Annotated in this window: 19 protein-coding genes, 1 pseudogene and 1 CRISPR repeat array; of the genes and pseudogenes, 6 read left to right on the forward strand and 14 right to left on the reverse strand. The window is 70.7% G+C overall.

The features are described from left to right. Window positions 1-135 precede the first annotated feature (135 nt). From narI to LX15_RS09590, 4 genes are read right to left on the reverse strand one after another with little or no spacing between them, the layout of a single operon-like run. Complete coding sequence (narI, locus tag LX15_RS09575; RefSeq protein WP_253669161.1) at window positions 136-915, reverse strand: respiratory nitrate reductase subunit gamma; 780 nt, start codon at window positions 913-915, stop codon at window positions 136-138. Beyond that, the gene (gene narJ, locus LX15_RS09580) at window positions 912-1580 is read right to left on the reverse strand and encodes a nitrate reductase molybdenum cofactor assembly chaperone (RefSeq protein ID WP_253669162.1); all 669 of its coding nucleotides are present in this window, start codon (window positions 1578-1580) and stop codon (window positions 912-914) included. The genes narI and narJ overlap by 4 nt, the downstream gene beginning before the upstream one ends. After that, on the reverse strand, window positions 1577-3127 hold the full coding sequence (gene narH / locus LX15_RS09585; RefSeq protein ID WP_253669163.1) for a nitrate reductase subunit beta: 1551 nt from the start codon (window positions 3125-3127) through the stop codon (window positions 1577-1579). The genes narJ and narH overlap by 4 nt, the downstream gene beginning before the upstream one ends. Continuing rightward, window positions 3127-6789, reverse strand: a complete 3663-nt coding sequence (locus tag LX15_RS09590) for a nitrate reductase subunit alpha (protein WP_253669164.1) — start codon at window positions 6787-6789, stop codon at window positions 3127-3129. The genes narH and LX15_RS09590 overlap by 1 nt, the downstream gene beginning before the upstream one ends. Window positions 6790-6989: 200 nt before the next feature. Here LX15_RS09590 and LX15_RS09595 point away from each other — a divergent pair, with 200 nt between their 5' ends. From LX15_RS09595 to LX15_RS09610, 4 genes are all read left to right on the forward strand, one after another. Next, window positions 6990-8204 carry an MFS transporter gene (locus LX15_RS09595; protein WP_372502550.1) on the forward strand — a complete coding sequence of 405 codons (1215 nt, stop codon included), beginning with the start codon at window positions 6990-6992 and terminating at the stop codon, window positions 8202-8204. 70 nt (window positions 8205-8274) lie between these two features. Then, window positions 8275-9936 carry a hydroxylamine reductase gene (gene hcp, locus LX15_RS09600; RefSeq protein WP_253669165.1) on the forward strand — a complete coding sequence of 554 codons (1662 nt, stop codon included), beginning with the start codon at window positions 8275-8277 and terminating at the stop codon, window positions 9934-9936. 53 nt (window positions 9937-9989) lie between these two features. Continuing rightward, window positions 9990-10997: an FAD-binding oxidoreductase gene (locus LX15_RS09605; protein ID WP_253669166.1), complete on the forward strand. Its 1008-nt coding sequence runs from the start codon at window positions 9990-9992 to the stop codon at window positions 10995-10997. A gap of 250 nt (window positions 10998-11247) precedes the next feature. Next, window positions 11248-11961, forward strand: a complete 714-nt coding sequence (locus LX15_RS09610) for a PP2C family protein-serine/threonine phosphatase (RefSeq protein ID WP_253669167.1) — start codon at window positions 11248-11250, stop codon at window positions 11959-11961. Between the two features lie 296 nt (window positions 11962-12257). After that, window positions 12258-12647: a CRISPR direct-repeat array (repeat unit 24 nt; unit sequence GACTCACCCCCGCGTGCGCGGGGA). 135 nt (window positions 12648-12782) lie between these two features. Here LX15_RS09610 and LX15_RS09615 read toward each other — a convergent pair. The 8 genes from LX15_RS09615 to LX15_RS09645 all read right to left on the reverse strand — a co-directional run bounded on the left by LX15_RS09615 (window position 12783) and on the right by LX15_RS09645 (window position 19513). Further along, window positions 12783-15263 carry an FtsX-like permease family protein gene (locus tag LX15_RS09615; protein ID WP_253669168.1) on the reverse strand — a complete coding sequence of 827 codons (2481 nt, stop codon included), beginning with the start codon at window positions 15261-15263 and terminating at the stop codon, window positions 12783-12785. After that, a complete protein-coding gene (locus tag LX15_RS09620; protein ID WP_253669169.1) occupies window positions 15257-16003 on the reverse strand; it encodes an ABC transporter ATP-binding protein in 747 nt (248 codons plus the stop codon). The genes LX15_RS09615 and LX15_RS09620 overlap by 7 nt, the downstream gene beginning before the upstream one ends. A gap of 14 nt (window positions 16004-16017) precedes the next feature. Further along, window positions 16018-16149, reverse strand: a complete 132-nt coding sequence (locus LX15_RS32355) for a hypothetical protein (protein ID WP_301304301.1) — start codon at window positions 16147-16149, stop codon at window positions 16018-16020. Window positions 16150-16279: 130 nt separating this feature from the next. Further along, entirely contained in the window at window positions 16280-16936 is a 657-nt protein-coding gene (locus tag LX15_RS09625; protein WP_253669170.1) for a response regulator, read from the reverse strand. Further along, complete coding sequence (locus tag LX15_RS09630) at window positions 16924-18186, reverse strand: sensor histidine kinase (RefSeq protein WP_253669171.1); 1263 nt, start codon at window positions 18184-18186, stop codon at window positions 16924-16926. Before LX15_RS09630 ends, LX15_RS09625 begins: the two co-directional genes overlap by 13 nt. 236 nt (window positions 18187-18422) lie before the next feature. Next, window positions 18423-18791 carry a hypothetical protein gene (locus LX15_RS09635; protein WP_253669172.1) on the reverse strand — a complete coding sequence of 123 codons (369 nt, stop codon included), beginning with the start codon at window positions 18789-18791 and terminating at the stop codon, window positions 18423-18425. Next, complete coding sequence (locus tag LX15_RS09640; protein WP_253669173.1) at window positions 18788-18988, reverse strand: hypothetical protein; 201 nt, start codon at window positions 18986-18988, stop codon at window positions 18788-18790. Before LX15_RS09640 ends, LX15_RS09635 begins: the two co-directional genes overlap by 4 nt. A 300-nt stretch (window positions 18989-19288) precedes the next feature. Continuing rightward, window positions 19289-19513, reverse strand: a complete 225-nt coding sequence (locus tag LX15_RS09645) for a hypothetical protein (protein WP_253669174.1) — start codon at window positions 19511-19513, stop codon at window positions 19289-19291. Window positions 19514-19682: 169 nt separating this feature from the next. On the opposite strand from LX15_RS09645, the gene LX15_RS09650 reads away from it, so the two are divergent. Next, window positions 19683-20426 carry a GntR family transcriptional regulator gene (locus LX15_RS09650; RefSeq protein WP_253669175.1) on the forward strand — a complete coding sequence of 248 codons (744 nt, stop codon included), beginning with the start codon at window positions 19683-19685 and terminating at the stop codon, window positions 20424-20426. Between the two features lie 597 nt (window positions 20427-21023). Here LX15_RS09650 and LX15_RS09655 read toward each other — a convergent pair. Together LX15_RS09655 and LX15_RS09660 are read right to left on the reverse strand one after the other, a co-directional pair. Beyond that, complete coding sequence (locus tag LX15_RS09655) at window positions 21024-21239, reverse strand: hypothetical protein (protein ID WP_253669176.1); 216 nt, start codon at window positions 21237-21239, stop codon at window positions 21024-21026. A 231-nt stretch (window positions 21240-21470) separates the two neighbouring features. Next, a complete protein-coding gene (locus LX15_RS09660) occupies window positions 21471-22685 on the reverse strand; it encodes a helix-turn-helix domain-containing protein (protein WP_253669177.1) in 1215 nt (404 codons plus the stop codon). Between the two features lie 261 nt (window positions 22686-22946). Here LX15_RS09660 and LX15_RS09665 point away from each other — a divergent pair. Continuing rightward, window positions 22947-24095 (forward strand): annotated as a pseudogene (locus LX15_RS09665) (NsdA family TPR-like regulatory protein); the annotation flags it as partial. Between the last annotated feature and the right edge of the window lie 21 nt (window positions 24096-24116).

The following is a 24116-nucleotide window of genomic DNA, read 5'->3' on the forward strand; positions in this document are numbered from 1 at the left end:
CGCGCGCCGCCCACACGGAGCCACCACCACGGCGCCGCCGCCCAGGGCGGTGGGCGCTGGGTCAGCCCCACCACGCGGAGCGGCGGCGTGAGGTGGAGACGGGGCGGGAGATCTCCTATCCGCTCGTCTCTCCGATCAGCGGAACGAAGGTCCTCGTGGGGGTCGGTGCCCTCGTCCACCTGACACACCGGCTGCCGGGGCGGACACGGCGGCGGCGCCCAGCCGTGCGGTTCGCGGCCTCCGGCGGCGGTAGACCACGTACGGGCGGCAGAGGTAGGCCAGCGGCACCGACCACACGTGGACGAGCCGGGTAAAGGGCCACATCGCGAACAGCACGAGCGCGCTCAGGGCGTGGAGCTGGAACACCAGGGGCACGTCGACCATGAGTTCCGGCCTCGGGTGGAACCAGAACACGCCCCGGAACCACACGGCGATCGTCTCCCGGTAGTCGTAGCCGCCCCCGAGGAGGTTGCGCCCGACGGTCCCGACGACACCGAAGGTGATCACCGCGGTCAGGACCAGGTACAGCGCCTTGTCCATCCGGTTGGTGGTGCGGCGGACCCGCCCGTTCACCACGCGCCGCAGCAACAACAGCACCAGGCCGACCACGACCAGCACCGCGGCGGCCACACCGCCGGCGAGCGCCATCACGTGGTAGGTGTGCTCGGAGACGCCGACCGCCTCCGTCCACGTCTTCGGCACCAGCAGACCCATCGCGTGCCCGGCGATCGCCATCAGGATGCCGATGTGGAACAGGGGCGACCCCAGCCGGAGCCACCGGCTCTCCAGCACCTGCGTGGTGCGCGTGGTCCACCCGAACTGGTCGACCCGCCACCGCCACACGTGGCCCACCACGAAGACGGTCAGCGCCACGTAGGGCAGCACCGTCCACAACACGACGTCCACTGTGGTCATACCCGCGCCCCCGTTCCGGTCAGGTACTCGGGTGGGGCGAACGGCGCCAGCCCCACGTCCTCGGCGGGTGGTCCTCCCGCCACCAGCTCCGCGACCGCTGATTCCTCCACAGAGGACAGTCCAGGCAGCAGCGCGGTGAGCGCGCCGAGCAGGCCGGCGTAGGGCGAGCCGGCGTCCCGCAGCGCCCGGTGGATCAGCTCGACGCCCGCCCGGTGCTGCCGCAGCGGCGCCTCGCCCGTCCCCGGGCCGGCGAGGGCGGCGAACTCGCAGACCAGGGGGAGGTAGTCGGGCAGCTCGTCGTCCGGCGGGGTCAGCCCGGCGGCGCGGTACCGCTGCTTGAGCACCAGCAGGGCCATCCCCCGGCGTCGCGTGTCACCGTGGAGGTAGTAGGTGAGGTAGAGGCTGGAGCGACGTCTGAGGTCGAAGGTCTCCACGTAGTGCCGGGCCAGGTCCATGGGCGGCTGGTCGGCGTACCAGGTCGCGAACCGGGACAGCTCGTGGCGGGCGGGCGAGTCCGGCAACGCCGCCACGGCGTCGACCAGCTCGGACCGGGCCGCGAGCAACTCGGCGTCGGGGTACTGGAGCAGCAGCGAGAGGAGGTGGAACACCGTCCCCCGCTCCGGGTCCGCCTCCACCGGACCGGACCGTCGGGCTCGCGCGGTCACGACGTCCTCCCCTCGTTCCTGACGAACAGCGGCAGGCCGATCCGGCCGTCCGCCCTGACCCCGGTGAGGGGGAAGTCGCCGCCGCCCATGCCGGGTCCGCCGTCGACGTCGAGGCCGCACCCCATGTTCTGCGACGACAGCGCGGCGGCGGTCTCCTGGTGCGCCGCCGGGATCACGTACCGGTCCTGGTACTTGGCCACGGCCAACAGGCGGTACATCTCCTCCATGTCCACTTCGGACATCCCGGTGGCCGCGAGCAGGTCCTCCGCGACCGAGCCGTCCAGCGAGCGGGCCCGCATGTAGCCCCGCATCGCGGCCAGCTTCATCAGCACCCCGGCCACGACCTCGCTGTCGCCCGCGCTGAGCAGGCTGGCCAGGTACTCCACCGGGATGCGCAGGTCCCGGATGGCGTGGAAGACGTCGTCGGGGTCGGCCGAGTCCCCGCCCCGCTCCGACACCACGTCCAGCACCGGTGACAGCGGCGGGACGTACCAGACCATCGGCATCGTGCGGTACTCCGGGTGCAGCGGCAGCGCGATCCGGTACCGGCAGATCAGCTTGTACACCGGGGAGCGGCGCGCGGCGTCAAGCCAGTCCTCGGGAATCCCCACGGAGAGCGCGGCCGAGCGCACCTCCGGGTCCTCCGGGTCGAGGAACACGTTCCGCTGGGCCTCCAGCAGGTCCGCCGGGTCCGGCGTGCTCGCGGCGGCCAACACGGCGTCGGCGTCGTAGAGCACCAGGCCGAGGTAGCGCAGGCGGCCGGGGCAGGTTTCCGCACACACCGTGGGTTGTCCTGCCTCCAGACGCGGGAAGCAGAACGTGCACTTCTCGGCCTTGCCGGTGCGGTGGTTGACGTAGACCTTCTTGTACGGGCAGCCGCTGACGCACATCCGCCAGCCCCGGCACCGGTCCTGGTCCACCAGGACGACGCCGTCCTCCGCCCGCTTGTACATCGCGCCCGACGGGCACGCCGACACGCACGCCGGGTTCAGGCAGTGCTCGCAGATCCGGGGCAGGTGGAACATGAAGGTGCGTTCGAACTCGAAGCGCACCCGCTCGGTGAGCCCGGCGAGATTCGGGTCGGCCGGGGCGTGCTCCGGCGCGCCCCCGAGGTCGTCCTCCCAGTTCGGCCCCCATGTGATGGCCATGTCCTCGCCGGTGAGGGCCGACTTGGGGCGGGCCACCGGGGTGTGGGCGCCGGCGGGCGCGGTGATCAGCGTGTCGTAGTCGTAGCTCGCCGGCTCGTAGTAGTCGTCCAGCGTCGGCAGGTCCGGGTTGGCGAACAGGCTCAGCAGCCGACGCGTCCGGCCACCCGAGCGGAGCCGGAGGCGGCCGTGCCGGTCCAGCACCCAGCCGCCGTGCCACCGCTCCTGGTCCTCGTACCGCTTGGGGTAGCCGATCCCGGGCTTGGTCTCGACGTTGTTGAACCAGACGTACTCCACGCCCTCCCGGTTGGTCCACGTCTGCTTGCAGGTCACCGAGCAGGTGTGGCACCCGATGCACTTGTCGAGGTTCATCACCATGGCGACCTGGGCCATGACCCGCATCAGTAGGTCACCTCCTGGGCGCGACGGCGGATCACCGTGACCTCGTCGCGCTGATTCCCGGTGGGGCCGTAGTAGTTGAAGGCATAGGTGAACTGGGCGTAGCCGCCGATGAGGTGGGTGGGTTTGAGCAGCAGGCGGGTCAGGGAGTTGTGGACGCCGCCGCGCCGCCCGGTCAGCTCGGTGCGCGGCACGTTCACGTTGCGGTCCTTCGCGTGGTACATGTAGACCGTCCCGGCGGGCATGCGGTGCGACACGATCGCCCGCGCCACCACCACGCCGTTGCGGTTGTACGCCTCGACCCAGTCGTTGTCGGCGACGCCGATGGCCCGAGCGTCCTCAGTGGACATCCAGATCGTCGGGCCACCGCGGGACAGGGCCAGCATGTGCGCGTTGTCCTGGTACTCGGAGTGGATCGACCACTTCGAGTGCGGCGTCAGGTAGCGCACGGTGATCTCGGGCCGGCCGTCCTCCGCCACGCCCTGCTCGCCGAAGTGCCGGTACATGTTCAGCGGCGGCCGGAACACCGGGAGCTGCTCGCCGAGTTCGGCCATCCAGTCGTGGTCGACGAAGAAGTGCTGCCGCCCGGTCACCGTGTGCCACGGCTTGTCCCGCTCGACGTTGATCACGAACGCCGAGTACCGCCGCCCTCCGGTCTCGCTGCCCGACCACTCGGGTGAGGTGAGCACCGGCTGGGGTCGGGTCCGGGTGTCGGCGAACGTGATGCGCCGGCCCTCGTTCTCCTCGGCGAGGTCCGCCAGGCGCGTGCCGGTGCGCCGTTCCAGCGTGCGGAAGCCCTCAGTGGCCAGGCGCCCGTTGCTCGTCGCGGACAGGGCCAGGATGGCCTCGCACATGTCCTCGGCGGTGGCCAGCGAGGGCCGGCCGGCGGCGACTCCACTGTGGACAACGCCGTTCTGGCTCCGCAGGTACGCGATCTCCGGCTCGACGCGGTAGGTGATGCCCTTGGTCGTCAGCCCCAGCTCGTCGAGCAACGGGCCGACCGCGCGCATCTTCTCGCCGACCGCCGCATAGTCCCGCTCGATCGTGACGAGCTTGGGCATGGTGCGTCCGGGCTCCGGCGCGCACTCGCCCGTCTTCCAGTCGCGCACACGACCGCCGGGCTGGGCCAGCTCGTCGGGTGTGTCGTGGGCCAGGGGCACGGCCAGGACGTCCGTGCGCGTCCCGAGGTGGTGCGCGGCCAGCTCCCCGAACCGGTCGGCCAGCGCTCGGAAGATGTCGTAGTCCGAGCGGGCCTGCCACGGCGGCGCGATCGCCGGGTTGAAGGCGTGGAGGAACGGGTGCATGTCCGTGCTGGACAGGTCGTGCTTCTCGTACCAGGTCGCGGCGGGCAGGACGACGTCGGCGAACAACCCGGTCGAGGTCATCCGGAAGTCGATGGCGGTGAGCAGGTCGAGCTTGCCCTCGGGCGCCTCCTCCCGCCACTCCACCTCGGTGGGACGCAGCTCCGGCGGCGACTCGGCGCTGCGGACGGCGGCGTCGGTGCCCAGCAGGTGGCGCAGGAAGTACTCGTTGCCCTTGCCCGAGGAGCCCAGCAGGTTCGCCCGCCACACCGTGAGGGCGCGGGGGAAGTTGGCCGGGTTGTCCGGGTCCTCGGCGGCGAACCGCAGCCTGCCCTCGGTCAGCTCGGTCACCACGTGCTCGCTGACCGTGCGTCCCGCGGCGCGCGCCTCGTCGGCCAGGTCCAGCGGGTTGCGGTCGAAGGTGGGGTGCGAGGGCAGCCAGCCCAGCCGGGCCGCCTTGGCGTTGCAGTCGGCGAAGGCCTTGCCGGACAGGGTTCCCCTGCCGAGCGGGCTGGCCAGCTCGTCGGCCAGGAAGCCCTCGTAGCGCCACTGGTCGGTGGCCAGGTACCAGAACGCGGTGCCCGCCATGTGGCGCGTGGGGCGCTGCCAGTCGAAGGCGAACGCCAGGTGTTGCATGCCGGTGACCGGACGTGCCTTCTCCTGGCCCACGTAGTGCGCCCAGCCACCCCCGTTCCTGCCCTGGCAGCCGGTGAGCAGCACCAGGGACAGCAGGGCGCGGTAGATCGTGTCGGAGTGGAACCAGTGGTTGGTGCCCGCGCCCATGGCGATCATCGAGCGCCCCTGGGTGCGCTCGGCGTTGCGGGCGAACTCCCTGGCGATCCTGGTGACGGTGGCCGAGGGGACCGAGGTGATGCGTTCCGCCCACGCCGGCGTGTACGGCTGGCCGGTGTCCTCATAGGACACCGGCCACTCCCCCGGCAGTCCCGACCGCGCCACGCCGTACTGCGCCATGAGCAGGTCGAAGACGGTGGTTACGAGCCGGTCGCCCACGCGCATGACCGGAACGCCCCGGCGCATCGCACTGCCGCCCTCGGTGTCGCCCACGTCGAACCGGGGCAGGTCGATCGGGACGGTTTCGCTGTGGCGGCCGAGCAACGACAGGAGCGGACGCGTGTCGCCGAGGTCGAGGTTCCACCGGCCCTGCCCCGACTCGCCCCAGCGGAAGCCGAGCGACCCGTTGGGCACCACGGGTTCCCCGGTGGTCTCGTCCACCAGCACCGTCCTGAACTCGGCGTGCTCCTCGTCGCTGCCGAGGTCGGCGGCGGTCAGGAACTTGCCCGGCACCCACGCGTCATCCCGCTCGTCGAGGGTGACCAGGAACGGCAGATCCGTGTAGCGGCGCGCGTAGTCGGCGAAGTAGGGCACCTCGCGGTCCCGGTAGAACTCGGTGAGCACGACATGGCCCATCGCCATGGCCAACGCTCCGTCGGTGCCGGGGTGCGGGGCGAGCCAGTCGTCGGCGAACTTGACGTTGTCGGCGTAGTCCGGGCTGATCGCCACCACCTTGGTGCCCCGGTAGCGCGTCTCGGTCAGGAAGTGCGCGTCCGGCGTGCGGGTGACCGGGATGTTGGAGCCCCACATGACCAGGTAGCTGGTGTTCCACCAGTCCGCCGACTCGGGCACGTCGGTCTGGTCGCCCCACACCTGCGGCGAGGCCACGGGAAGGTCGGCGTACCAGTCGTAGAAGGACAGCAACGTGCCGCCGATCAACGAGTGGTAGCGGGTCCCGGCGGCGAAGGAGGCCATGGACATGGCCGGGATCGGGGAGAAGCCGACCACGCGGTCCGGCCCGTACGCCTTCGTGGTGTGCACGTGTGCCGCCGCGACCAGTTCGAGGACCTCGTCCCAACTGGACCGGACGAAGCCGCCCTTCCCGCGCGCCCGCTTGAACCTCCTGGCGCGCTCGGGGTCGCCGGTGATCTCCGCCCACGCGGCGACCGGGTCGCCGAGCCTGGTCCTGGCCTCCCGCCACATCTCCAGCAGGACCCCGCGCACGTAGGGGTAGCGCACCCGGGAGGGCGAGTAGGTGTACCAGGAGAACGAGGCGCCCCTCGGGCACCCCCTCGGCTCGTACTCCGGCGAGTCGGGGCCGATCGACGGGTAGTCGGTGGCCTGGTGCTCCCACGTGATCAGGCCGTCCTTGACGAACACCTGCCAGGAGCAGGAACCCGTGCAGTTGACGCCGTGGGTGGACCGCACGACCTTGTCGTGTGCCCACCGGTCCCGGTAGAACCGCTCCCACTGTCCACTGTCGATCTGGTGCAGCGTCCGGCCGTCGACGGAGTGCTCCTCGCCGGTGAAGAAGCGGCGGGCCGCCAGCAACGGGACGGGTGGTGTGGTCATCCGGGGTTGGGGCGGAGTGGGACGACCGGGGTCTGTGTCCACCGGAGCTCCTCCAGTGATCGACGCGGGTGTTGCCCGCCAAGCGTCACCGGAACGGCGGAGCGGACGCAGGGCCGAAGGTCCCGTCCCGGCGTGGACGTCCGGCCATCCGGATGATGACCAACCACTCTGCTGGCGGTGTCCCGCGATCCTCGACAGTGCTGGGCGTGACGGCAGCGACTGCGCAACCTCCGCCGGCGCGGACGGGCCAGAGGTGGCTCGTCCTCGCGCTGGCCACCCTCGGATTCGCCGTGAACTTCTGGGCGTGGGCCCTGCTCAGCCCACTCGGTCCCCTGTTCAAGGACGAGTTGGGGATCAGCTCCTTCCAACAGGCACTGTTGCTCGCGGTGCCGGTCGTCGTCGGGTCGTTGGGCCGCATCCCGGTCGGGGCGCTCACCGACCGGTTCGGCGGGCGCGTGATGTTCCCGCTGGTGTCGGCCGCCACCATCGTCCCGGTGCTGGTGCTGGGCCTTGTCGGGCACGGCTCACTCGCGACCCTCCTATGTGGAGGGTTCTTCCTCGGCATCGGCGGCACGGCCTTCGCCATCGGCGTCCCCCTGGTCAACGGCTGGTTCCCCCCGCACCAACGCGGACTCGCCCTCGGCGTGTTCGGCGTCGGCATGGGAGGGACCGCGATCAGCGCGCTCACCACGGTGCCGATGGTGAAGGCCGCCGGGGTGCCCACCCCGTTCCTGATCACCGCGGCGGTGCTCGCCGCCTACGCGGTGGTGGCCGCGCTGCTGCTGCGCGACCCGCCGGGGCGTGAGCGCGTGGCCGCCCCGATGACGCGGCGGCTCGTCGCGGTGCTGCGGCTCCCCATCACCTGGCAGGCGTCGGCGCTGTACGCGCTCGCCTTCGGCGGCTACGTCGCCTTCTCCGTCTACCTGCCGACCTACCTGCGCACCGCCTACGCGCTCCCCCAGGACGACGCCGCCAACCGCATGGCCGGCTTCGTGGTGCTCGCCGTGCTGGCCCGGCCGCTGGGCGGCTGGCTGTCGGACCGCCTGCGCCCCACGCGGGTGCTGGGCGGCGCCCTGGCCGTCGTCGTGGTCGCCGCCGCCGTGCAGGCGTTCACCCCGGACCTGGTGCCGGTCGGCACGGTCGCCTTCCTGACGATGGCCGTCGCGCTGGGGGCGGCGAGCGGCGCGGTCTTCGCGCTGGTCGCGATGGTCACGCCCACCGAACAGGTCGGCGCGGTCACCGGCGTGGTCGGCGCCGCCGGCGGCCTCGGCGGCTTCCTCCCCCCGTTGCTCATGGGGGTGTTCTACGGCTCGCTGAACGACTACGGCCCAGGGCTGGCCCTCCTCGCGGTGTGCGCCGGCCTGGCCACCCTGTTCACCGCGCTGCTCAACCGCGGCTCGGCCCGCGCCGCGTGAGACACCAACCCAGCAACGACAACCCCCGTCCGGGCCTTCGGACACCGGACCCTCTCCGTCAGGAGTGCGCATGTTCTGCTTCCAGTGCGAGCAAACCGACCGAACCGGCCAGACCCCGGGGTGCGCGGGGGCGCGGGGGAACTGCGGAAAGACACCGGTCACCGCGGATCTCCAGGACCTGCTGGTGCACGCCGTGAAGGGCATCGCCCAGTACGCGAGCCGGGCGCGGGTCCTCGGCGCGGGGGATGACGACGCGGCGCGGTTCGTCCTGTTCTCCATGTTCACCACGCTGACCAACGTCAACTTCACGCCGACCCGGTTCGTCTCCCTGCTGCGCGAGGCGGAGGGGGTCCGGAACCGGGTGCGGGAGCGCTACGAGGAGGCGGCCCGCGCCAGGGGGCTCGTCCCGGAGGCGCTGTCGGGTCCGGCGACGTGGTCACCGGAGCCGGACCTGGATGGCATGCTCCGCCAGGCCGCCGAGGTCGGCGTGCGGGCTGGACTGGACGTGGTCGGCCCCGACGTCGTCGGGCTGCGCGCCCTGTGCCTGTACGGGCTCAAGGGAGTGTGCGCCTACGCGCACCACGCGACAGTGCTCGGGCTGCACGACCCGAAGGTCTACGCCGAGGTGGAGGACCTGCTGTCCTTCCTCGCCGACAACCCCACCGACCCCGACCAGCTCCTGGAGCGCGCGCTCCGCGTCGGCATGCTCAACCTCGACGTCATGCGGCTGCTCGACGCGGCGAACACCGGGACCTTCGGCAGCCCCCAGCCGACGGCGGTACGCACGACTCCGGTGGCGGGCAAGGCGATCCTGGTCAGCGGACACGACCTGAAGGACCTCGCCGCGCTGCTGGAGCAGACGGCGGGCACGGGGATCAACGTCTACACGCACGGCGAGATGCTGCCCGCGCACGGCTACCCGGCGCTGCGGGCGCACGAGCACCTCGTCGGCAACTACGGCGGCGCGTGGCACGAGCAGCAGGTCGAGTTCGCGCGGTTCCCCGGCCCGATCCTGATGACGTCCAACTGCATCATCGAGCCGCACCTCAGCTACCGGCACCGGATCTTCACGACGGGTCCGGTCGGCTGGCCCGGCGTCCGCCACCTCACCGAGGACTTCCGCCCGGTGATCCAGGCCGCCATGGCGATGCCCGGCTTCGCCGAGACCGAGGAGCCCGAGCGCGCCATCACCGTCGGTTTCGCCAGGGACGCCGTCCTCTCCGTCACCGACCGGATCGTGGACGCGGTCCGGCAGGGCGCCGTGCGCCACTTCTTCCTGATCGGCGGCTGCGACGGCCCCACGCCAGGGCGGAACTACTTCACGGACCTGGCCCTCAGCGCGCCGCAGGACTCCGTCATCCTGACCCTGGGGTGCAACAAGTACCGCTTCAACGACCACGATTTCGGTTCGATCGGCGGCATCCCCCGCCTGCTCGATCTCGGGCAGTGCAACGACACCTACTCCGCGATCACCATCGCGCTGCGGTTGGCCAAGGAGTTTGGCTGCGACGTCAACGAACTTCCGCTCACGCTCGCGTTGTCCTGGATGGAGCAGAAGGCCGTCGCGGTGCTGTTGTCGCTGCTGGCGCTGGGAATCCGGAACATCCACCTTGGACCGGACCTGCCGGGCTTCCTGACGCCGAACCTGGTCGCGCGGATCGTGGACGAGTTCGGGCTCCGGACCGTCGGCGACCCGGCCGAGGACATCGCGACGGCGCTGGGACGGCGGTAACCATGACGGACACGGTGGCACGGCAGACGCTCTCGGGGTCCCACCCCGTGACCATGACCACGGCGGACGGGGAGGTCCTGGAGATCCGGTGCGGCTCCGACCAGACCGTGGTGGACGCGGCGGCGGCAGCGGGGTTCTCACTGCCCTCGCTGTGCCACCAGGGCACCTGTGGGTCCTGCCGCGCCACCGTGACGTCCGGCGACTACCAGCTCGGCTCCCACAGCCCGGAGGCTCTCCCACCCGACAGGGGACGTGACGTCCTGCTGTGTAGGACCGTCCCTTGTGGACCCATCACGGTCGACCTCCCCTATGACCACGGCCGCATCCTCATGGGCGGAATCCCCACCCACACCGCGACGATCGCCGATCTCCGCGTGGTCGCCCGGGAGACGGTTCGGCTCGACCTCCAGCTCGACCCCGACGAGGACGGCACCCTCGGCAGCCAGTTCGACGCCGGCCAGTTCGCGCAGTTGGAGATCCCGGGCCGGGACGTGAAGCGGTCGTATTCCCTGTGCAACACGGGGAATTGGGAAGGACGACTGGAGTTCCTGATCCGACTCCGGGCCGGCGGGGATTTCTCCTCGTATCTTCGGGACGAGGCTCGCGTTGGCGACCGCCTTGTCGTTCACGGTCCCCAGGGCGCGTTCGGCCTCCACGAGACCGGCCTGAACCCGCGCTGGTTCGTCGCGGGTGGGACCGGCCTCGGGCCGCTGCTGTCGATGGTCCGGCGGATGGCCGAGTGGCAGGACCCGCAGCCGGCCCGTCTGCTGCTCGGCGTGAACGAGGAGTCCGACGTCCTCGGCCGCGCCGAGCTGGACGAGATCCGCATGCTCCTCCCCGACTTCACTTACGACATCAGCGTGTGGCGCCCGACCTCCGCCTGGTCCGGTCACGTCGGCACGCCCCTCGACCTCCTCCGGCGCGACCTCCCGTCGACCCCGGTCCTCCCGGACCTCTACGTCTGCGGCCCACCCGCCCTCATCGACTCGGTCATCGAAATCGCGACCACGCACGGCATCACCGAGGACCACATCTTCTACGAGCGCTACCTCCCCAACTGATCCCTTACTCCGCAACTACTTCAGGGCTCCCAGCCCAACATGAGGACGACACGGGTATGGCGTTCCTCTGTCGGAGATACCGGCGGTTACCCGCTAGAGCGCGTCCTCTACCGGGAATCCGCTGTGCATTGTTCGGAAAACCGCACTGCCGCCCGATAGAAGTATTGCTGACCCGCCTGATCCACGGCATTCTCACCTTCAGCCCGATGGCCTCCGACCCCCTCCCACATGACACGGAGAGAAGGTGGGTATGACGACTCCCTCCCCCCTGCGTCCCCGCATCGGCACCGCGACGGAGCAAGGCCCCAAACGGCCCCGCAACGCGGACGCCGTGGCATATCACACGATGCGTGACCGGCTGGCCGTGGCGGTCGTGGATGGCACAGGAAGTCGGCCTGAGGTCGTGGAGTGGGCGCGGGACGCGGCCGCCACCGCCGCCAGGGTGGCGGCACGGCGGGCGAGCGCCGTCCTGGGGATCGTCGCCGCGTCCGACCTGTGCGACCCCGATGACCCCGATGCGCCGGACGGCGCGATCGTCGTGGCGACGGCGGTGCCTGACGGGGACTGGCTGATCGGGTGGGCGGGCGACTGCCAGGCGATCGGCTGGGATGGTGACGACCGTGGCGCGTGGCGGCTCACCGCGCCACACACGGAGGGACAGCGACTCCGCGACCTGGGCGCCTCCGAGGAGGAGGCCCGACCCCATGACCGATCGCTCCTCCACGCTGTCGCCTCCGTGCCGCGCCACGGCATCGCTGCGGTGACCAGTCGGGCGGGGGTGCTGGTGCTGTCGTCGGACGGCCTGCACCGACTCCCTCTGTCCGATGTGGACAGCATCCTCACCGCGCACGCTGCCGACGTGGTGGGCGCGGCCGAACAGCTCGTGAAGGCCAGTCGCGCCGTCAGCACGGATGACATCACTGCCGCGGTGGTGGTGCATCCCCATCGTGCCGAGAGGAGGTGAGAGCACGTGACCGGAGACGATTTCGAGGGCAACGACGACGACACCCAGAGGCTCCCGCGCGTCCCCGGGGACCCGAAGCCCGCGAACCCGCGAACCCGCCGAAGAAGTGAGTGATCGCTGAAGGCCCCCGGCACGCCCCACAGTGTGGCGGAGGCCTTCTGCTGCCCCACCATCTCACGGGGCGGAGAGGACCGAAGCCGGGACCAACACCGTCGCGGTCCCGGCGACTCACCCCGCATCCGCGGGGAAACACGCGTCAGGGCCGGCCCACTGCCCGCACACCCAGGACTCACCCCCACTCACCCCCGCATGCGCGGGGAAGACCCTCCGTCCGGCGGCGACCTACGGACGCCTTGTGACTCACCCCCGCATGCGCGGGGAAGACCGATGCAAGGTCTGTGCCTCAAGGAGGATGGCCGACTCACCCCCGCGTGCGCGGGGAAGACGAGATCAAGCCCGACCTCACTCCCTGCATCTCCGACTCACCCCCGCGTGCGCGGGGAAGACGTGCGCCTACCTCGAACAGCGCGGTCCTCAGCGGACTCACCCCCGCGTGCGCGGGGAAGACGTGTGCAGCAGTGACATCCAGTCCCGCATATCCGACTCACCCCCGCGTGCGCGGGGAGGACCCTGTACCGCGCGACCCATAAAAGCAATGTCGTGACTCACCCCCGCGTGCGCGGGGAAGACCCTTCGTGAGCTGGGGCGATGGAGGGTCGTTACCGATTCTTGACCTGATGTCAGGCCGGCGCCTTCTCAAGGATCGGGCTCGTCGCGGGGTGACGAGCCCGCTCAGTCTCGCATGGCGGTCAGAGTTCGGGTCAGCGGTCGAGGCGTTGGTGGAGCACGAGGCGGCCGGGGAGCACGACGGCGGCCATGGCGAGCGCGGACACGGCGGCGACCACCGCCAGGTAGAACCACCACGGGATCGCGGGCCAGGGGTTCCCCGTCAGCCCGAAGGCCACGGTGACCATGGGCAGCAGGGCGGTGACCGTGCCGAGGCCGACGGCGGCGACGACCACGCCGACGCCCTCGACGACCAGGGACCGGGCGAGCTGGCGGCGGTCGGCGCCGATCCGGCGGAGCATCGCGAACGTGCTCGTCCGGCTGGTCACCGAGAGGACCAAACTGTTGGCCACGGAGACGGCGACATAGGCGAAGAGCGCGAACAGGGGCACGGTGCTGGCGAAGATCCCGTTGCTCACAGCGTCCCCTCCCCCGCCGAACGCCTTGGCGGCAGCCACGATCTCGCCGATCCGGGGAGGTTCAGCGTTCCGTGGCAGGAGAAGGAAATCCGCCGTGCTCCCCGCCGCGTCTGGCACGGCGCGGTGGCTCGTGAGCAGGTCGTAGTTCACGATCACGTCACCGAGGCCGAGTCCACGCTCGTGGATGCCGACGACGCGCGGGGTCACCTTGGCTCCGTCGGCGAGGACGAGTTCGACCTCGTCTCCGACGGAGACGCCGAGCGAGGCGGCGGTCATCGTGCCCACGACGGCCTGGTCGGCGCTGAGCGGGCTGGCCGGGTCCCAGGTCGCGCCGGGTTGGAGGCCGAGGTCGACGACCTCACCAAGCCGCCCCCGGAAACCCGTCGCCAGGTAGTCGAAGCGTTCCGGTCCTCCGAGGACGGTGGTCACCCCGACCACCTTCTGGCGGGCGACGGCCACGGCCCCGCCCGGGGCGGTCGTGGCTGGGAGGCCGAAGCCGTTCCCGACGACGGCGTGGTCCGTCTTCAGCCCGGCCGCAGCCTCCCGCTGCGCGGCGGCGGCGAGTGAGGCGGGGACGAGGATCTGGACCAGGGAAATGCCGACGATCAGCATCATCGGGGCCACGCCGGCGGCGAGCCGGGCGGCCTGGCCGGCCATTCCCGCTCCGGCGAGCCATCGGTGCGGTGTGGTGGACGCGAGGAGTCTGCGGGCCACCACCTGGAGCAGGGCGCCGACGACGGGTCGCGTCAGCAGCGCCGCGCCGAAGACGAGCAGCAGGCCGCCCCCGCTCGCCACGGCCACCCCGACGATGCCCTTGACCACGAGCGGCAGGAACGACGCGGCGATCCCGACGACGCTGAGCGCCCCGCCCACGACCAGCATCCAGCGGGGCGCGCCCCGTTCGTCGGCCGCCGCCGAGGACATGGCCGCCACCGGAGAGACGAGGGCGGACCTGCGCCCGGTGGCCCACCCGGTGGCGACGGCGATGAGCGTCGTGAGCAGAACGGCGGCGACGCCCGGAATCACGTCCAGGCTGAGCGCGAAGTCCCGTGGCAGCAGACCGACGCCGCGCAGCAGACCGCCGAGCACGGTCGTCATCAGACTCGCGGGGACCAAGCCGATCACGCCCGCCACCGCCCCGACGACCGCCATCTCGGCCACGACCAGGTGCTCCATCTGGCGCGGTGTCGCCCCGATGGCGCGCAGCGTCGCCACATCACCGCGCCGGCGGGACAACGCCACCGCACACGTGCTACCCACGACGATCAAAGTCACCAGCACGACGATCGCGAGGAGGGAGCCGGACAGCGTCTGGAGGTCGACCCGGGCGCGCGCGACGTCGGCGAACTCGACGCGGCCACGCTCGTTCCCGGTCGCGACGACGGCTCCCTTGTCCTTCAGGGCCTCGCTCAGGTCCTCGGCGAGCTTCTCCGCGTCGAACCCGTTGGCGGGTGGGAGGATTCCCACCGCCGCGACCGTGTCCTGGGAGCCGCGACGCGCCATGGCGCGGGCGGACTCGTCGGTCAGGTAGATCGCGGGTTCGCGAGGTGCGGCGTCGCCGGGCAGGGCGACCGTTCCCACGACGGTGCGGGACTGCGGCCCCGACTCGGTCAGCACCTCGATGGTGTTCCCGACCGACCAGCCCAGCGCGGCGTCGACGACGACCTGTCCCGAGGTGGCGGGCGCCGTCCCCGACACGAGCCTGAGCGGCGCGAGGACATGGGCGGACCACCCGTGCGCCACGACCGGAATCCAGTCCTCTGTGGATCGTGCGGCGACCCTGGCCGAGACATCCGGCACCACGGTCGCTCCCGCGCCGCGCGCCCGATCCCGGACGACATCCACGACCTCGCCGCCCAGGGGGCGCGGCCCGGGGAGGTCGACGCTCTTCTCCCTGCCCTCCCGGCTCACCACCGCGACGTCCGAGCCGCCGACCACGATCGGCGCTCCCGCGTACCGCTGGGCCGGGACCTCGTCCCGGATGCCGCCGGCCAGCAACGAACCGCACACCGCGAGCAGGGTGGACGTCGCGACCAGGGCCACGAGGGTGGCGCCGTTGCCGCCGAGCCTGCGCAGTCCACGGAGGATGGTCAGCATCCCGCTGCCTCCAGACGCGCCATGCGCCGCAAAACCCCGTCGACGCTGGGGCTGGTCGCCTCGTCCACGATCCTGCCGTCCGCGAGGAAGAGCACGCGGTCGGCGTGGGCGGCGGCGACCGGGTCGTGCGTGACCATGACGATGGTCCGCCCGTCCCGGTGCACCAGTTCCCGCATGAGCGCGAGGACCTGGCGCGCGGACCCGGTGTCGAGCGCGCCCGTGGGCTCGTCGCCGAACACGATCTCGGGTTCGGTGACCAACGCCCTGGCGAGCGCGACGCGTTGCCGCTGGCCGCCGGACATCTCGTGCGGCCGACGCCGCAGCAGGTCCTCCACGCCGACCCGGGACGCCAGGTCCCGCACCACCACCGGGTCGACCCTGCCCCCGGCCAGCCGGACGGGGACCTCGATGTTCTGGGCTGCGGTCAGGCCGGCGAGCAGGTTGTAGGACTGGAACACGAAGCCGACGCGGTCGCGCCGCAGCATCGCCCGCTGGGTCTCGTCCAAACCGGACACGGGAATTCGTCCGATGTGGACTGTCCCGTCGCTCACCTCGTCCAGTCCGGCGGCGCACTGCAACAGCGTGCTCTTGCCCGAACCGGACGGCCCCATGACCGCGACGAAACTCCCGCGCTCGACCCGCAGGTCGACGGAGTCCAGCGCGCGCACCCTGCCGGAGCCGCGCCCGTACTCTTTCGACACCCTGTCCATCCGCAGCGCCGGCACCACAGCCTCGTCCATACCCCGTCCCCGGCTCAGACCGTCAGCAGGACGTTGATGACCACGCCCACCACGAGGACGACCAGGAGGATCCAGGGCCACACGCGTCGTTCCTCGCGGGGTGCCCACTCCGTCGGTCCACCGGGTCGCCTGCGCTCCTTGCTCATCGTGACCTTCCTCGTCCGTGCCTGGTCCCGCGACCGCGGGCCTGACACGAGGCTAGGAACGGCGAGCGGTGAGCACAGTGGAGCGACGACGTGAATCCATGGTGGTGCCAGCGACACCATCCCGCGGGTTTCAGCTCCCCCGGTGTGCCTCGCGGAGATGGGCCAAGACGGCCCTGACCCTGCGGTGCCCCGGGCTGGAGGGCGGCAGGTCGAGCTTGGTGAACACGTTGCCGACGTGCTTGAGCACCGCGCGTTCGGTGAGGACGAGCCGTTCGGCGATCTCGGCGTTGTCCAGGCCCTCCGCCATGAGCGCGAGCACCTCGCGTTCCCTCGGCGTGAGCGCCGCGAGCGGGTCGGGGCGGCTCCTGGCCACGAGCTGGGAGACCACCTCGCCGTCGATGGCCGTGCCGCCCTCCGCCACGCGGCGCACCGAGCGCACGAACTCGGCGACGTCGCCCACCCGGTCCTTCAGCAGGTAGCCGACACCGCCGTGGCCGTCGGAGAGCAACTCGCGCGCGTACTCCTTCTCCACGTAGGACGAGAGCACGACGACCGGCAGGCCGGGGAACCGGCGGCGGGCCGCCGTGGCGATCCGCAACCCCTCGTCCCGGTGACCGGGAGGCAGCCGGATGTCGGTGACGACGACGTCCGGCGGGTCCTCCGCCAGGGCCGCCTCCAGCGCGTCGGCGTCGCCCACCGCTGAGACGACCTCGAACCCGCGCCCGCCCAGCAGGAGCGCCAGGCCCTCACGGAGCAACGGCTCGTCCTCCGCGATCACCACGCGCATGGCAGCTCCATCGTCAGCTCGGTCGGACCACCCACGGGACTGTGCACGGTGAAAGTACCGTCGAAGGCGCGCAGCCGGGTCCGGATGCCAGCCAACCCGGTGCCCGCCACCCCCTCCGCCAATGCTTTCTCCAGACCGCCGACCCCGTCGTCGTGGACCCGCACGGTGAGCAGGTCGGGCGAGCGACGAACCGTGATCCGGACGTGGGTCGCCCCGGAATGCCGGACCGCGTTCGTCAGTGCCTCCGTGGCCCCGAAGTACGCGGCGGACTCGACCGCCGCAGGCAACTCCCCAACGTCGTCGGCGTCGAGTTCGCACGGGACCGCGCAGTCCTCCGCCGCCGTCCGCAGCGCTCCGACCAGGCCACGGTCGGACAGGATCGGCGGGTAGATGCTGCGGACCACGGCGCGCAGTTCGGTCAGGGCGACCTGCGTCTGGGACCGGGCCTGCCGCGCGAACGCGCGGCCCGGGTGGTCGTCCGCCAACAGCTCGTCGAGCAGGCCGAGGTACATGCTGACGTTGACCAGCCGGGCCTGGAGGCCGTCGTGCAGGTCGCGCTCGATGCGCCGCAGCTCCGTGCCGTGCGCCTCCAGCACCTCGGCGCGGGTCCGGGACAGGTAGTCGACGCGTTCGGCGAGGTGGGCGGCCGGGTTCGGGGTGAGCACCCGCTCCCCCCACCGCGCGTAGAGGTGGGCGACCACCGGGGCGAAGGTCGCCAACGCGAGGTAGGCGAACCCGACGAAGGGGACGAGCAGGGCGCTGGACCAGCTCGTCACGGCGACACCGGGCAGGGGCGTGACCGGGTCGCTGGAGGGCATGGCCCACCACCAGAGGGGGACGGTGATCGCGTTCAGCGCGCCGAGCACGAGGTAGGCGGTCGCCATCCCGAGCACCAGTCCCCCGGTGGCGGTGATCGCGACCCAGCCGAGGTCCCGCCACGACGCCCCGTCGGTGACCAGCGCGCGGAACCTGGCCACCATGGAGGCGTCGGACGGGGCGCGGTACCGCTGTGAGACCAGTCGGCCGAGAACGCGCCCCAGCCGACGCCGTTCCCACCCGGTGAACCGCCGCACCAGCGCGGTGACGCCGACCAGGAGGGGAACGCCGACACCGACCAGGCACAACGCCATCGCCCCGAGCCAGACCACGAGCAGGAGCAGCGCCGCGACGCCCGACGCCAGGTTGACGAGCAGGACGCCTGCGGCTCTGGCGCTTCTCCGGAGCTGGTCGCTGAAGGATCTCGTGAGCACGAGGTCAGTCTGTGCCACGCGCCGCCCGGCTCTCGCGGGGAGCCGCATCCGAAGGTGTGACCGCCCACGCACGAGGAGGCCACCCAGACCTCGTTGATACGCACACAGGCCGTTACCCCGCCGGGCCCGGACCTGACGGGGTAACGACTGGACGGAAAAACCGAATCCCGAACAATCCCTCGTCTACACATTCCCCCCTTCTCTACGGGAATTCGATGGCCGGTCGGGGGCCGGGCCTACAAAGCCAACGGGCTGATCGGCGACCACAGGGCAGGGCCGGTCGCCACCACCAGCCGAGGAGCCAACCGATCCCCCGGCGGGGGCAGCGTCAACAGGGCGGCCACGACCTCACCCAGGTGGCCGTCGCGTTCCCACACGATCCCCGGCGGGTCCTCATCCGTCATCCGCAACCCGGTGACGTCAGTGGGCGACCGGACCCCGATCACGTCCCGCCACCCGCCCGGCCACTCCCGGAACCCGTCAACCTCCACCGGCCGACCATCCCGCACCAACGGCGGCAGGAACCGCCAGCCACCATTGCGCAACGTGATCAGGTGGGCGAGTTCGGGGAAGGCATCCACGGCGGCCTGGTCGGTGGCGTTCACCGCGGGTACTTCCCGGAGGCGAGCCGGGCCTGGCGCTCGGCCATGATCTTGCCGTAGTACCTGGCCAGCTCGACCGCGCGCGGGACGGGCAGGGTCACCCGGACCCGCCGCCGACGCAGGGGCGCCATCCGGCGGTTCCACGCGGCCCAGGACTCCGGAGTGGCCAGGTGCAGGACCGCGCAACGCTTCTTACTCACGGACAATCGCCTCCTGATATGTCCAGTGTGGAGTGGTGAATGAGACCGAAGGGTGTGTTGGTGGCGGCGGGACCGGGGTCAGGGATGGGAGGGGACCCGGTCCCGCCGCCGAGGCCCCGGTCCACCAGCGGGGCCTCATCCCGCGTCTCGCCCGCTACTGGGGCAGCCCATTAGGCGCACGGGACGCCAAAGGGGGGCTGAACGAACGAGACGCGGCCGCCTATCTCAAGCCGGCCAGAACCGTGGCCAGGAGGTAGCCGACATCGCTGGGCAGCAGGAGCACCGCGACCAGCAGCGCGATCAGATCCTCCAAAGATCGACCGTGGCGACCACTCGCGTCCGCATGAACCGCACCCGAAATGCGGTGACCGCTTCCTGGAGGGTTCTCTGCTCGATGTCGCCCCGTCTCTCGCCAGCATTGATCTCGGGCGCGTACATCGGGTGGCGTCGAAAGACGATGACGGCCATGGTGACCGCGAGCGCCAGCAGCACGGCGGCGCTGCCGATGGGGAGAAGAGTGAACACGGGTGCCCCCTGCGTGTCCAAAGTAGACGAAGCCTCAGCGACTGGCAGCGAAACGTGTAGACGTTTAGTGACGCAGGGAAGCTAACATCGAGCGCAGAGCAACATCTACACCTTGACCCCAAACATCTACACGTTCATCCGATCGGAGTAGGTAGAGGAGATGGCCGGCATGACCAAGCACCAGAAGATCGCGAATGAGCTTCGGGACGCGATCGCCAGCGGCGAGTACCCGGCGGGCGCGCTGTTGCCCGCGATTCCCGAGCTGATGGCGAGGTACGACGTCGCCCGAGACACGGTGCGGGACGCGATCGCGGCGCTCGCCAACGAGGGTCTTGTGCTCCCTCGAAGGGGTGTTGGCACGGTGGTCCGCGAGACGGCATCAGTGCAACTGGGCTACTCAGCCAGCCTGGCTGTCGCCCGGACGTGGCAGGAACAGGCGGGCGCCGGCCAGGACGAGGTCGTCCTCGCCGAATGGGAGACCGCGGACTCGGAGATCGCCGAACGCCTCGGCGTCGACCCTGGCAGCAGGGTGGTGCACCGGACGCGCCACTTCACGCAAGGCCTGGGCGTCGCGCAGATCGCGGACCAGTGGTTCCCCGAACACATCGTCGTCGCGGTCCGTGAGCGCGGCGCGGGAGACCTGGCGGACGCCACGCGTCGGCCGGACCGGGGCACGAGCCTGTTCCGACTCCTCGCCGACGCGGGTCACGCGCCCGTCGAGGCTGACGAGACGATCGGGACGCGCATGCCCGACCCCATGGAACGCGAGACCATGGAGCTTCCGCCAGGGGTTCCTGTCCTGGTGACGTACCGCATCACCACCGACGCGGCAGGGCGGCCAGTCGAGACCACCACGGCTGTGGGAGCTGGCGACCGCATGTCGGCGAGGTTCCGCCTGCCACTCAACTACTGAGTCCAGACCAACACCAACGACCCTGAGGCTGATGGCCTCCAGGGGAGGAAACGCATGCGCCCGTAGAAGGCGCAAAGCGTGCGGGCGCTCGTCAGGCCCAGGGCTCTCACGGAGCGACAGTTCGCTGAACTGCTCGCATGGATGCTGCTCGCGCTGGACCCGGCCAGCTCGACCGCGCGGGGGGACGGGCAGGGTCACCCGCACCCGCCGCCGACGCAGAGGCGCCATGCGACGGTTCCACGCGGCCCAGGACTCCGGATTGGCCAGGTACATGATGGTGCAACGCTTCTTGCTCATACGGATACCTCCCGCACATTGATCCACTCAGGACAGACAAGTGAATGGATGGCCCGTTGGATGGTGGCGGCGGGACCGGGGTCAGGGATGGGAGGGGACCCGGTCCCGCCGCCGAGGCCCCGGTCCACCAGCGGGGCCTCATCCCGCGTCTCGCCCGCTACTGGGGCAGCCCAGCCATCCGGGAGGATGTGGCAGGGCTGAACGAACGAGACGCGGCCGCCTATCTCAAGCCAGCCACAACCGTGGCCAGGAGGTAGCCGACATCGCTGGGCAGCAGGAGCACCGCGACCAGCAGCGCGATCACGGTTCGGGCGACACGGGCAACACGGACCCGAACCCGGATCGGGGGCCGGGCAGCACGAGAACGAAGCCGCCGTCGGCGGTGGGGACCAGCACGTCTCTGAGTTCGACCCCGCACACCTGGCATTCGGGGCGGACACACCGCGCCCAGTGCCCGAGCATCCAGAACGCAACCCCAAGCAGACCCACCGCGAGGCCAGTCACGAACAGACCCACCTCTGGGCTCCCCGCGTAGTGCGCCAGAGGATGTTCCTCGTCTCGCAAGGTGACGCCAGGGCACTGCTGGAAAGTTGAATCACCGCGACCTCCGGCACTGGCGAGGATGTTGTGTCCCGGCTACCAGCAGTCAGCCGTGGTAGCGGTCACCACGCTAGGGAGGTCTCGGTGATCAATTAGGGACAGACTGTCCCCTGGGACAGTCTGTCCCCATTCGATGGGGTGACAGGGTTACACGAGTACCTTCACGCGCTCGGCCAACGCGGACGCTTCCCGCCGCACGGCGTCCCTGCCGTTCCGGGCGAGGTCGGCGATCACCTCTCGCGCCGGCAAGGAGAACTGGACGGCTTCGCGCGAGTACCGCTCGGCCTGCACCAGTGGAAGCAGCGCTGTCGTGTCGCGGCGTTGGTGGTAGGCGCGGGCGACATTGATCAGGTGCTGGGCCTGCCAGACCCTTGAAGGAATGTCGTCCGGTTCGATCGCGTCAGCGTGCCGAAGTGCCTCGCTCACATCCCCGAGGCTCTGTGCCACCCAGCATCGGTGAACATCAACGTGGGATCGAGAGAACGGGTGCCGAGGGTGCACATATCCCGTGGGGAGTCGGGAAGCCACGCGGTCGGCCTCCTCCACCGCCAGCCATGCCGACGGGTCGCCCAGATGCCGGGCGGCGGTGCTGGCGATGGCGAGGTGCAGCGCACCTCGCATCCCCCAGACATCGTGGTCGCCGCTCTCAAGAACCGGATTGAGGGCTTCGACCGCCGTGTGCAGCACATCGAGCGCGCCTTCCGCCTGGCCACTCGCTCGGAGAGCGAACGCGTAGTACATCAAGGCGCTCGCCCGTGCGGTCGGATTGTCCGCGTCCTCGCCCATCTGGAGTCCGCGATCGACTGTCAGCCAGTACCAGTGCGTGGCTCCATCGACCCAGGCGAGGTATGCCTGTCCGAGGTGGTACACCTCGGACAGCACGAAGCGTGCTGTCCTGCGGTCCGCATCGCTGTCGGCCCCGGCCACCGCCATCCGGGCGCCCGTGATCAGGCTTGGCAGCGCGGAGGCGACGTCGGTTCGCATCGTGGGGCTGTTGTGCCAGGTCCGCCACGTCGAGTGGACCCGAGCCTTGAGGTGGTCGAGCGCGACAGGCTCGTCGTTTCGCGGGAGATAGGTGGTGAGGGCAAGGCCGACGGAGTCGGCGAGTGGGTGGCTGGGGCGGTCGGTGGTGACAACCGGGGTGGCCAGGTCGTCGCCGTAGATTTCCCGGAAGTCTCGGATTCCGAGCTGGCGGGCCAGCCGAGTGGCCATCTGGACGGTGAGTCCGCGCTCGCCGCGCTCGATCTTCTTCAACCAGTCCTCGGACTTGCCGAGAAGACCAGCGAGTGCGGCGCGGCTCTTTCCCGCGCGCTCACGCAGCTTCCGAACTCGGGTACCGATGGTGGCATCGGAGCCGGGCATTGCGCCTCCCGCGTGCTTGCCGTGTCGTCTCCGTAGCCGAGAGTAGCGCTACTGCGACACTCAACTACTTTCCCAGGGTTCGGAGAGTGCGCTCCCCATGTCGAGGGGTTGGCCGGTGCGGCCCCGTCGGAAAGTGGTGATCTCCCACCCAGCCGCCGTGGCTGCCTCCACGACGGCGCGACCGTAGAACCAGGAGCCGCCGAGAACCAACAGGCGCATGGCGTGATCCTCGCGGTGGTCGCATGAACGGCTCAAGTCCTCCAGGACGCCGTTGCCGAAAGACTCACCCCCGCGTACCCCGGTTCCCACCACCCTGGCGGACCTCTTCTCGTTGACCTACAACCATCGTTTGCGGCGACCGTCGACGCGGTCTCCAACCTTGGGAGGGCGGACGTGGACCGTAGGAAGTTCCTCACATCGGCACCTTTCGCGGCGCTCGCGGCGGTTGGCCCGTCCCGGGACTGGCTGCTCAACACCCTGGAGCAGATGCCCGAACCCGGCCGGCGGGTGCGGCTGGAAGACGTGACCGCCGTGAGGAACATGTTCAGCACGTTTCAGGAGATGGACATCTTCCAGGGCGGCGGGTCCGGGCGCATGGCGCTGGCGGCCTACATGAACGAGCATGTCTATCCCCTCCTGCGCCGCACCTACACACAGGAGGTCCACCGGGCGTTGTGCGCCGCGGCGGCGGAACAGACGTATCTCCTCGGGTGGATGGCGTTCGACAACGGCGAGCACGGCACCGCGCAGCGGTACCTGATCCAGGCCCTCCGGCTGGCGGAAGAGTCCCAGGACCCGGCGCTGGGCGCGCACGTGCTCGCCGGGATGGCGGACCAGGCAACCCTGCTGGGGTCTCCGCAGGAAGGCCGGAGGCTCGCCCAGGCGGGTCGACAGGGCCTCTCCCGGGTGAACTCGCCCGCGTGCCTGGCGGACCTGTGGACGTTGGAGGCGCGAGCGCTGGCGGTGATGGGCGACAAGGCCGGGACAGCGCATGCGATCAACGAGGCCGAGCGCGCGTTCGCGCGGGTCGAACCCGGCCGCGAGCCCGAATGGGCGCGGTTCATCGACCCCGCGTACCTCTGCGGAGAGTGGGCGAACGCGTTCCGGGACCTGGGGCAGCCGGAGTTGGCGGAACCGCACGCCCGGCGGTCGATCGCCCATGCTCGCCAGCAGAACCGTGCTCGCCGAGGCGCGCTCTCGTATGCGGCGTTGTCGGTGACCCATCTGCAACGACGGGATCTGGACGCGGCGCACGCCGCAGGGGTACGCACCCTCGATCTCGCCCGCAGGGTCAAGTCGTCGCGTTCGGTGGAGGCCGTCCGCGACGTTCAGCGCCGCATGCTGTCCTATGGTCCGCACCCGCTCGTGGCGGACTTCAACGAGCGCGCACGCGTCCTGCTCGCGGCGTGAAGAAGCCCCAAACAGGCGGGT

The sequence above is a fragment of the Streptoalloteichus tenebrarius genome (assembly GCF_024171885.1).
Taxonomy (GTDB): domain Bacteria; phylum Actinomycetota; class Actinomycetes; order Mycobacteriales; family Pseudonocardiaceae; genus Streptoalloteichus; species Streptoalloteichus tenebrarius.